Origin of the sequence: Nonomuraea antri, assembly GCF_013283785.1 — a bacterium.
Taxonomy (GTDB): domain Bacteria; phylum Actinomycetota; class Actinomycetes; order Streptosporangiales; family Streptosporangiaceae; genus Nonomuraea; species Nonomuraea antri.
Genome location: NZ_JABCPZ010000551.1, coordinates 1 through 1,213 on the forward strand (window position 1 = coordinate 1; position 1,213 = coordinate 1,213).

The 1,213-nt window shown below is 78.3% G+C and carries 1 protein-coding gene; it reads right to left on the reverse strand.

What is annotated here, in order from left to right; translation table 11 throughout:
• The coding region (locus HII36_RS55290; protein ID WP_236005253.1) for a sensor histidine kinase at positions 1 to 1,213 on the reverse strand (1,213 nt) is incomplete at both ends.

Here is a 1,213-nt window from a genome sequence, read left to right on the forward strand (position 1 = left end):
CCGTGCCCCTCTCCGTTCCCGCCCTCCGGCCGCTGCGGCCGCCCGGGCCCTGGCCCGTTGTCGCGGACGCGGACGCGCAGGGACTCGTGGCCGTAGCGTAGTTCCACGTCCACCGCCGCGCCCGGCGCGTGCCTGCGCGCGTTGGTCAGCGCCTCCTGGATGATGCGGTACGCCGCGAGCTCGACCCCCGGGTCCAGCGTCACCGGCCTGCCGTGCAGGATCAGCCGCGTGGCGGTGCCCGCGGCCTCGCGTGACTCGTCGAGCAGGTCGTTCAGCTCGTCCAGGCGCAGCCCGGGCTGCGGCCGGCGGGCCGCGGTGTCCTGGCCGGTGTCCTCGCGCAGCACGCCGAGCAGCCGCCGCATCTCGGTCAGCGCGGCCCTGGCGGTGTCGCCGATGGCCGACAGCCGCTCGGCGCCGGCCGCCGGCATGCCCTTCGTGGTGAGCCTGGCCGTCTCGGCCTGCACGGCGACCATGGAGATGTGGTGTGCGACGACGTCGTGCAGCTCGCGGGCGATGCGCGCGCGCTCGCCGCGCGCCGTGTGCTCCAGCAGGCTGTCGGCGATGACCTGCCGTTCGGCGCTGCTGGCCATTGCCTCGCCGCGGGCCCGCCGCGCGGTCCCGGCCAGCGCGGCCGCCGGTGCGGCGGCGGCCAGCAGCAGGACCAGCACCCGGATCCCGGAGCCGTTCGACGGCGCCGGCTCGGGCGCCATCCCTGGAGGTGTGCCGGGTGCGGGGGGCGCGACGGCGGACCAGGGCCCGCCGCCGCCCGGTTCTGCCGCGCCGAACGCGAGCGCGGGCACCAGGTACGGCACCGCCAGCGCCAGCGCCAGCCGCTGCGCACCGCCGCGCCCGAGCCGGTAGCAGACGATGAGCTGCGCGGCCGCGCCGGCCACGGTCAGCGTGTGGAAGGCGGCCAGCGACAGCGCGCAGGCCGCGAACACCACCACGCCCGCCGCCACCCGCTGCCCGCGCAGCAACGCCACCGGCGCCGTCGTGGCCAGCCCGACCAGGGGCAGGATCAGGAAGTACAGCCGGCCGTCGGAGGCGGCCAGGCCGGGCCCGGCCGGCCCGCTCACCGGCGCGAGCGCCGTCCTGCCCAGCCGGGCCAGCGGCGTGTCGGTGGCCAGCACCAGCGACTCGGCCACCGCCAGCACCATCAGCAGGACCCCGGCCGCGAGCAGGGCGTGTGGGCGCGCGGCGATCCGCCGTGCCC